8 protein-coding genes and 2 pseudogenes are annotated in these 9,105 nt (G+C 62.2%); all 10 read left to right on the top strand.

What is annotated here, in order from left to right:
• Positions 1-50 precede the first annotated feature (50 nt).
• The 10 genes and pseudogenes from GEV05_18890 (at position 51) to GEV05_18845 (ending at position 8,805) form a co-directional block, all read left to right on the top strand.
• On the top strand, positions 51-1,073 hold the full coding sequence (locus GEV05_18890) for a methyltransferase domain-containing protein (GenBank protein ID MPZ45414.1): 1,023 nt from the start codon (positions 51-53) through the stop codon (positions 1,071-1,073).
• Positions 1,074-1,143: 70 nt separating this feature from the next.
• On the top strand, positions 1,144-2,040 hold the full coding sequence (locus GEV05_18885; GenBank protein ID MPZ45413.1) for a methyltransferase domain-containing protein: 897 nt from the start codon (positions 1,144-1,146) through the stop codon (positions 2,038-2,040).
• Between the two features lie 12 nt (positions 2,041-2,052).
• Positions 2,053-3,401 (top strand): annotated as a pseudogene (locus GEV05_18880) (amino acid permease).
• Positions 3,402-3,542: 141 nt separating this feature from the next.
• Complete coding sequence (htpG, locus tag GEV05_18875; protein ID MPZ45412.1) at positions 3,543-5,480, top strand: molecular chaperone HtpG; 1,938 nt, start codon at positions 3,543-3,545, stop codon at positions 5,478-5,480.
• A gap of 290 nt (positions 5,481-5,770) precedes the next feature.
• Entirely contained in the window at positions 5,771-5,980 is a 210-nt protein-coding gene (locus tag GEV05_18870) for a hypothetical protein (protein ID MPZ45411.1), read from the top strand.
• The gene (locus GEV05_18865) at positions 5,977-6,276 is read left to right on the top strand and encodes a type II toxin-antitoxin system RelE/ParE family toxin (protein MPZ45410.1); all 300 of its coding nucleotides are present in this window, start codon (positions 5,977-5,979) and stop codon (positions 6,274-6,276) included. Before GEV05_18870 ends, GEV05_18865 begins: the two co-directional genes overlap by 4 nt.
• 519 nt (positions 6,277-6,795) lie before the next feature.
• The gene (locus tag GEV05_18860) at positions 6,796-7,680 is read left to right on the top strand and encodes a hypothetical protein (GenBank protein MPZ45409.1); all 885 of its coding nucleotides are present in this window, start codon (positions 6,796-6,798) and stop codon (positions 7,678-7,680) included.
• A 92-nt stretch (positions 7,681-7,772) separates the two neighbouring features.
• Positions 7,773-8,018: pseudogene (locus GEV05_18855) on the top strand (hypothetical protein).
• Positions 8,019-8,066: 48 nt separating this feature from the next.
• Positions 8,067-8,321, top strand: coding sequence for a hypothetical protein (locus GEV05_18850; protein MPZ45408.1), 255 nt, complete (start codon positions 8,067-8,069; stop codon positions 8,319-8,321).
• A 97-nt stretch (positions 8,322-8,418) separates the two neighbouring features.
• Positions 8,419-8,805 carry a hypothetical protein gene (locus tag GEV05_18845; protein MPZ45407.1) on the top strand — a complete coding sequence of 129 codons (387 nt, stop codon included), beginning with the start codon at positions 8,419-8,421 and terminating at the stop codon, positions 8,803-8,805.
• Positions 8,806-9,105: the final 300 nt, after the last annotated feature.

Here is a 9,105-nt window from a genome sequence, read left to right as displayed (position 1 = left end):
TCGGCGAACGAGGCCGGTCGTGCGTTAGCGCAACCATCGGGCGGCGCGCGATGAGATTGGGCGCTTGCGAGCTTTCTTCCTCCGCTCCCGCGCCGACACCAGACGATGAGGTCAACGACTTGAATCCCCGATTTTCCCCCGCAATTTCCCGGCGCGTCCGAGACGCGCTCCTGGCTGCCTGCTGCACGCTCGCGTGGTCCGCGAACGCACAGGATTTCGGCGACACCCCTTATGTGCAGACGCCGGCCAACGTCGTCAAGGCCATGCTCGAGACGGCGAAGGTCGGTCCCAAGGACTATGTCATCGACCTGGGCTCAGGCGACGGGCGCATGGTGATTACTGCGGCCAAGGAGTACGGCGCACGTGGCTTCGGCGTCGATCACGATGCGCGGCTGGTGCGGCTCGCCAACGCCAACGCGGCCAAGGAAGGCGTGGCCGATCGGGCCGTGTTCTATGCGCGCGACCTGTACAAGACCGACGTCCACCGGGCAACGGTGATGAGCATCTACCTGCTCCCCGAAGTGAACCTCATGGTGCGCCCCAAGCTTTTGCGCGAGCTCAAGCCCGGAACCCGCATCGTCTCGCACGACTACGACATGGGCGAATGGAAGCCGGACGCGCAATTCAAGCTCGAGGCTCCCGGCAAGACCGTCGGACGCGACCCCGTCAGCAAGGTGTTCTATTGGGTAGTGCCTGCGAACGTTACCGGCGAATGGAGCGCGACCGTACGCACCTCGCCCAAACCGCAGGAGATCACGCTCCGGCTTGCGCAGAAGTTCCAGTTCGCCGAGGGCAGCATCGAGGCCGGCGATTCGCGCCTGCCGCTCGAAGGCGTGAAGCTGGTCGGTCCGCAGCTCACGTTCGAGGCGCGCCTGCCGAGCGCAGCGGGAAGCGCCACGGTGCAGGAGTTCTCCGGGCGCGTCGTGGGCGATTCGATCGAGGGCACGCTCAAGACCGCACCCAACGAGCGTGCCATCGCCTGGCGGGCGCGCCGCGTGGGCGGCAAGGTGGCGATCGGGCCCGAGATCGATCCGAAGCTCGCCGAGCTCAAGGCGGGCAGCGGCGTGCAATGAAGCGAACGAAACGAGGCGCTGCACATTCGCAGCGCGTGGCGGGGTGGATCAGCGTGCGGAGGTAAGGCGGATGAACAGGGCGAGATGGGCATGGATCGCGGGCTTGATCACGATCGGCGCGAGCGGCGTGGCGCGCGCGCAGGAAGGTGTGGGCGACGTAGTCTACGTGCCGACCCCGCAGATCGTGGTCGATACGATGCTGAACATGGCCAAGGTGAACGCCAAGGACTACATCATCGACCTCGGCTCGGGCGACGGGCGCATCGTGATCACCGCCGCCAAGAAATTCGGCGCGCGCGGCTTCGGCGTCGATCTGGACGAGGTGCTGCTCAAGCGCGCGAACGATACCGCCAAGCGGGAAGGGATCGCCGACCGGGCCCGGTTCGTCGAGGAGAATCTATTCGAAACGGACCTGTCCAAGGCGACGGTCATTACGACTTACCTGTTGCCGGAGATGAACGAGAAACTGCGGCCGAAGATTCTGCGCCTGAAGCCCGGTACCCGCGTGGTCGCCCACGACTACCACATGGGCGAGTGGCAACCCGACGACAACGATACGCTGTCGGTGCCGGAAAAATCGGTCGGCAATCCCGGCACGAGCTACATCTATCTCTGGTACGTACCGGCCAATGCCGCCGGCAAGTGGCAGATTCGTGCGCCGGTCGGTGGCCATACCCTTGCGGTCGATCTCGATCTCAGCCAGCGCTTCCAGATGCTGAGCGGCAACGCGCGCATCGATGATCGCGCCGCCCAGCTCCAGGGCGCGCGGGTGCGGGGCGAGGATGTCACGTTCTGGCTCACAGTCGGCAGCGGGGCGAGCGCTGTGCGCCACGAATTCAACGGCCGCCTGCAGGGCGACACCATCAACGGCACGCTGCGCGTGCATGCGGGCAAGAAGGTCGATCAGGCGGTCTTCACTGCCAAGCGCACGGCGCCCGGCAAGCTCGACCTGGGCTCGTCGCTGTAGCCAGGAGATTGCATGGGGATGGCCGCTGAATCGGGCTTGCCGGCGGCGCCCCGCAAGACACTCTCGCTGTTCGATGCCTGCGCGCTCATCGTAGGCATCATGCTGGGCGCCGGCATATTCCGTGCGCCGGCGATCGTCGCCACCCAGGTCCAAAGCGAAACGGTTTTCATGCTGTTGTGGCTGGCCGGCGGGCTCATCTCGATCGCCGGTGCGCTGTGCTATGCGGAGCTCGCGAGCCGCTTCCCGCACGCCGGCGGGGAGTATCATTTCCTGCGCCTTGCCTACGGCGAGCAGCTCGCATTCCTGTTCGCCTGGTCGCGCATGAGCGTGGTGCAAACCGGGGCCATCGCCGCGCTCGCGTTCGTATTCGCCGACTACGCCTCCCGCCTGGCGCCGCTCGGCACGCACGGCACGGCGCTGTACGCCGGCCTGATCGTGATCGTCATCACGGCGCTCAACGTGAGCGGCACGTCGCACGGCAAATGGTTGCAGAACGTGCTCACGATTGCGCTGGCCGGAGCGATCGTCGTTATCGTCGCGGCCGGCCTGATGGCCGATGTGCCGCGCGCTCTAGCGCCGAATCCGATGGCGCAGGAGCCCACGGCTGCGTTTACCGGCCTTGCCGTCATCTTCGTGATGTTGACCTACGGCGGCTGGAACGAGGCGGCGTATCTCGGCGGGGAGCTGAAGGAGCTCAGGCGCAACATCGTGCGGGCACTGGTGATCGGCATCGTAGCGGTGACGGCCATCTACCTCGCCATGAATTCCGCCTATCTGCGCGTGCTCGGGCTGGAGGGCCTGCGCGGTGCGCGCGCGCCTGCCGCGGATCTCGTGCAGGCGGTGTTCGGGGCGGCCGATGCCGCGGTCGTGAGCTTGTTGGTGATGGTGGCTTCGGCGGCGACGTTGAACGCCACCGTGTTCACCGGTGCGCGCACCAATATTACGCGTTCGGCTGCGATCAGCCCCTGTTCGCGTTCCTTGGTCGCTGGCACGCCGGCACCAATGCGCCGCTGCGCGGGTTGTTGTGGCAGGGGTCCATCGCACTCGTCATGGTGCTGTTGGCGGCAACCACGCCGGACGGTTTCGAGACCCTGGTTGCTTATGCGGCGCCGGCATTCTGGCTGTTCTTCCTGCTGATCGGCATGGCGCTGTTCGTCCTGCGCCGCCAGGCCCCGAGCGACGGCGCGCACTTCCGCGTGCCGCTTTTTCCGCTTTCGCCGCTCGTTTTCTGCGCGGCTTGCGCCTACATGCTGGTTTCCTGCATCGACTACGCGCTCACAATCGAGACGGCCGGGAGCCTGGGCGCCCGCCTCGGTCTCGGCGTGCTCGCGCTCGGAATCCCGCTCATGATCGTCAGCCGGCGCATGGCTGCGGCCGCCGCGGCGTCGGAACAGGGGGCGGGCAGCGCGAAGGCCGAGCAGGGATCTTCACCATTCGGCACGGAATGGTTGAAAATCCCGGTCTTGCCCGCATCTGAAATGGTCGTTCGCGGAGGATCCGTCATGAGCACCGATACCAAGACCAAGGAGACCTTGGGCTTTCAAGCCGAGGTCAAGCAACTGCTGCGTCTGGTGACGCATTCGCTTTACAGCAACAAGGAGATCTTCCTGCGGGAGCTGATCTCCAACGCTTCCGACGCCTGCGACAAGCTGCGTTTCGAAGCCCTGTCGAACAAGGATCTGTACGAATCGGATCCCGAGCTGCAAATCCGGGTGAGCTTCGACAAGGAAGCCGGCACGATCACCGTCTCGGACAACGGCATCGGCATGTCGCGCGACGAGGTGATCGAGCACATCGGCACCATCGCAAAATCCGGCACGCGCGAATTCTTCGACCGTCTCACCGGCGACCAGGCGAAGGATGCCAATCTCATCGGGCAATTCGGGGTCGGCTTCTATTCGGCGTTCGTGGTCGCGGACCGGGTCACGCTGGTTACCCGGCGTGCCGGCTTGCCAGCCTCGGAAGGTGTGCGCTGGGAGTCGGGCGGCGAGGGCGAGTACACCATCGAAGCGGTGGAAAAGCCCGGGCGCGGCACCGACGTAACTCTGCATCTGCGTGCAGACGAGAGCGATTTCCTGTCCGGCTGGAAGCTGCGCGAGATCGTCCGCCGCTATTCCGATCACATCATGATCCCGATCCGGATGCAGAAGGAGGCATGGGACAACGAGAAGGGCGCCGTGAGCTCGGACGCCGGCGAGGAGACCGTGAACCAGGCCTCCGCGTTGTGGGCGCGCAGCAAATCCGAGATCACGCCGGAGCAATACGACGAGTTCTACAAGCACGTCGCGCACGATTTCGAAGCGCCGCTCGCCTACAGCCATGCACGGGTCGAGGGCCGGCACGAATACACGGCGCTGCTCTACCTGCCGGCGCATGCTCCGTTCGATCTGTGGGACCGCGAGCACCGCAAGGGGCTCAAGCTCTACGTGCGGCGCGTGTTCATCATGGACGACGCCGAGCACCTGACCCCACCGTACCTGCGCTTCGTGCGCGGCGTGATCGATTCCAACGACCTGCCGCTCAACGTCTCGCGCGAGATCCTGCAGGAATCGAAGGACGTGGAAGCCATCCGCGCCGGGGTGGTGAAGCGCGTGCTCGGCATGCTCGACGAGCTGACGCAGGGCGACAAGGAGAAGTACGAGAAATTCTGGCAGGCGTTCGGCCGCGTGCTCAAGGAAGGCGTCGGCGAGGACTCCGCCAACCGCGATCGGATCGCCAAGCTGCTGCGCTTCGCCTCCACCCATGGCGGGAAGGAAACGCAGGACGTTTCGCTCGACGACTATATCGCCCGCATGAAGCACGGGCAGGAGGCGATCTACTACGTTACCGCCGATAGCTTCAACGCGGCGCGCAACAGCCCGCACCTCGAAGTGTTCCGCAAGAAAGGCATCGAGGTGCTTCTCATGTACGACCGCGTCGACGAGTGGCTGGTGGCGAGCCTGACCGAATACGAGGGCAAGAAACTCGTCTCGGTCGCTCGCGGCGATCTCGATCTCGGCGTGCTGGCCGACGAGGACGATCGCAAGGCCAAGCAGGATGCCGGCGAGCTGAAGGAGCTGCTCGAGGCGATCAAGCAGTCGCTGGGCGAGCGGATCAAGGAAGCGCGCGCCACCAACCGCCTGACCGAGTCTCCTGCCTGCCTGGTGGCCGACCAGAACGACATGAGCGCGAACCTCGAGCGGCTGCTGAAGGCTGCTGGCCAGCGCGTGCCCGGCTCCAAGCCGATCCTCGAGATCAATCCGAGCCATCCGCTGGTGCAGCGCCTGAAGGAAGAGATCGGCAAGGAGCGCTTCGCCGACTGGAGCAGCATCCTGTTCGAACAGGCGCTGCTCGCCGAAGGCGGAAGCCTGGAGGACCCCGGCTCGTTCGTGAAGCGGCTGAACCAGCTCATGCTCGACCTGGCCGGCGCCGGCAACCGGATCTGGGTGCCGGGGAAGTAGCCGCCGCTCGGGCATCGTTCCCTGGCGCCTGGGCTGCTTCAGTCCCGCCAAAGACCTGTCCATCATGCGCCCAGGCTGCTTGGGCATACCGGCAACCTGCGTGCAACCCGATCGGCATATGGATGTCGATCGGGTGTACGATTGTTGAGACGATAAGCCCGTTTATGAGCGTATTTATGGCCCACGAAGCGCTTATCCGATTTTTTTGCTTTCCATAAATAGAAGTTAGCCCTCAGGAAGCATCCGCGCCCTGCCAAGGGTAAACTGAAGCCCTGAGACGGAGGTTGGTCATGATCGATATTCAGGCACTGAGCCCTACTCAAAGGCTCGAGCTCATTGAGCTTCTTTGGGACAGCCTCTCTTCCACCCCAGAGGCCATCCCATTCACGGATGATCAGCGCGCTGAGCTGGATCGTCGGATTAACGAACTCGATCGTGAAGGTCCCGTAGGCATTCCAGCGGAAGAAGTACTTAATCGTCTTGACCGCTTGCGTTCGTGAAGGCCGTACTGTTTCGCGCAGCGGCCGAGGCCGATGTCTCGGAAGCATATGTCTGGTACGAACGTCAACGTCCGGGCCTGGGTGCGGAGTTTCGGGACGAGCTGAGGGCTACCCTGGAACGTATTGCTGAGGGTCCGCAAGTCTTTCAGGTTGTTCATCGGGATACGCGGCGCGCACCGATGCGAAGATTTCCCTATTCAGTGTTCTACCGGGTCTATCCGGAGTCAATCATTGTTATCGCGTGTATGCGTGGTCGAAGAAGCCCAACTCGCTGGCAGTCACGCACTGAGGGCTAACCGTGCCATGCAGCGGACAGTCGAGAGCGGCGCTTCGCTTGCTCTCTCCTGCCGCTGATGGCGGTCGTTATGCGTCAGCCCCGTCGTCGTATGCGGCATGGTCCAACACGCAGCTGGCGGCAACGGAGTCCGCGTCGCTGCCGGAACGATCGCACCGCACGTCTGGGCATCCAGGCTGAGGCAGCCGTGCTCGCTGGACAAAATAAGCGGAGCCCGTCTTTCATGAAGGTAGGCGAACTTGGGACGCCATCGGTCAGCGCCCTCGGGGAACGTCCTCAGTCGGTCCAATGAGCGGCGTGGCAGTCGAGTCGATCGAAGAAACTGTATGCCAAGAGCTTGGCTGCGAACGAAGTGCCGCGTAGCATCGTCATGGCCGGTGCTCGCGTTTGGGCGACTGGGTACTTCCGCGTGCTCGGATGGTGATCTCGGGAACCGTGGCGCTCCCGCGGGCGGGCCGGCTGAACAGGGGCCGCATGGCTCGTGCGAAGGATCGGAGTAGTCTGATGCGTAGTCGGCTCGATGGCTGTTCGCTATGCGGCCCCTCGCATAACCGCGCGTTGCAGCGGACGCTCGGCCCCAATATCGATCGGACGCTTGATTGAGTCTGAGTTTCTTGTCGATTCTCAGCAGTCCGTCGAACACGCGTCTCAGGCGTCAGAATTTGGCTATCGGTCGGCTCACTACATTATTCGTCTCTCGGAGAAAAGATCGCTTCTTCGTGAATGGGAAAATTTCACTGATCTCAAGGCAGAGATACAGGTGCGGACGGTCCTTCAGCACGCGTGGGCCGCGATTTCACACAAGCTACAGTACAAGCGCGAAGGAGATGTCCCCGCCTCCCTACGACGCAAGCTGTTCCGACTCTCCGCGCTTTTCGAGTTGGCCGACGATGAATTCGTATCGCTCCGTGACGCTTCAGGCAACCTTACGCGTGCTATCAGCAACCAACTGTCAGCGGGAGATACGCGCCTCCCTCTCGACTATCTTTCAGTTGGTCAGTTTATGACGAAGTCGCCAATCGTTGCTGAGTTGTCTGCTATTGCGGCCGAGATAGGTTTCGACTTCGACGAACCCGAAGACCCGAATCTTTCCGATAGTGACGCATTGTCAGATCTGATTGAATTGGCCGGTCTCGCAGAAATCACTACGCTCACCGAACTAGAGTCGCTCCTAGCTGACGCCATCAGGTGGGCGAACGAGTACCTTCAGGAGCAGTTCATCGAAAGCGGTGGGCCAGCCAAGCATAGCTGGTACGTTACCCAAGAGTTTGTTTGCGAGTTGATCTTAATCCGAGCGAAAGTAGAGCGCTTGCGGGTGGGCAATTTGTTACGTCTCGGCTGGGATCGTAGGATCGCGAAAAGGGTATTCGACGTGGCACAAACATTTCAGCCAAATGGGGCCTAACCCGCGCATGAACCTGACCGTCCAACAGCGGCGCTTCGCTTGCTGTTGTCCGGCAGGTTATGCGCAACGTTAGCCGTCACAAGGTCGCGCCAATGCCGTTATTCGCCAGCGGAAGCACGAAGACGACGCAGGTGGGTTACGTGAATCGGAACCGCCAACGCTGCGCTGGCCACAGGGGCGTAGCAGGCAACGACTTCTGCCAGCGTTCATATCGAATGGAGTGCCTTGCCAGACTGCGGACACGTATACGGCGCAAACGGAACCGATGTGTTCCAGCGTCGATGTCCCAATGTCGTTGTCCCAATTGCCAGGGTGGGGCTCCGGTAATACCCTATTAGCCGATGGCTGACATGACTTCAACTTGTTGGCCGGCAGGAGGGCATGCAATGAGTGTCGAGACGGCGAAACATTTCTTGCTCTGGTGTCTCGTAATCAACTACGGCGTGTTGCTGTGCTGGTTCCTTGCGTTTCGTCTGGCTCACGCCTGGATGTTTCGGCTCCACGGTCGTTGGTTCCAGCTATCTGAAGAGCGCTTTGACGCGATTCACTATGGTGGCATGGCGGTTTACAAGGTTGGCGTTCTACTGTTCAACGTCTCTCCCTACGTCGCGCTGGTTGTTGTTGGACACAGTGACGGCTAACCGCGCGCTGAACGCGGACGCGAAACAGCGGCGCTGCGCGCCACTGTTTCGCGCCGGTTATGCGCGACGTTAGCCGTCACCAACACGCGGATCCGGGATGGAACGGTACGATCCTGAAGTTGCTCCGATTGGGAGTGACTGGCTCGCGCTCGATGAGAGCGTGAGGATCGTGTTGGTTGAACATTACCACCGCGACGCGCGAGTCTCGATCCCCAAAGCTGCGCGTCGAGCCCACGCGAGCATTCACGTGGTTGTTGAGAACCAACTGGCGTTGAATGACGATCCGGTTGTTCGAGCGGTGTTGCGCTTGACGAAGGAGGGGCTATCGAGACACGATGCTATTCATGCCATTGGCTCACTTGTTGCGGAATTGATATTTGATGCTGTTAACCTCGACGACGCTCCGGAGACTTCACGCGTCCGTTACTACGCAGCTGTTGAGCGCCTGAATGCTGCGGCGTGGCGCGATGAGAGTGACGGCTAATCGGTCGAGGCAGGTGTCTAGCCTTCGTCCGCCGGTTCCTGCCGCTGATGGCGGACGTTAGGCATCGAGCATGCCGATGAAGCTGGAAATCGACGGTTCCAAGCTGCACGTACGCCAAAGCTTTGATGCTCCGGCTGTCTACCTCGATCACTGGGCGTTGTGTGAGCTCTCCGAAGACCACGGCCTTAGCCTGAATAATTCACGAAGCCTGTAAGACAAAGGCCCGCTTCATGGTAGAACGCCGTTGCGAGACAAGCGAACTGCCAGCGAAGGGGCCTTTGCGTGAAAGACGATAGCACA

It is taken from the genome of Betaproteobacteria bacterium (genome assembly GCA_009377585.1).
In the GTDB taxonomy this organism is placed as follows: Bacteria; Pseudomonadota; Gammaproteobacteria; order Burkholderiales; family WYBJ01; genus WYBJ01.
The sequence above is the reverse complement of the archived record's forward strand: the minus strand, read 5'-3'. Positions and strand labels throughout refer to the sequence as shown.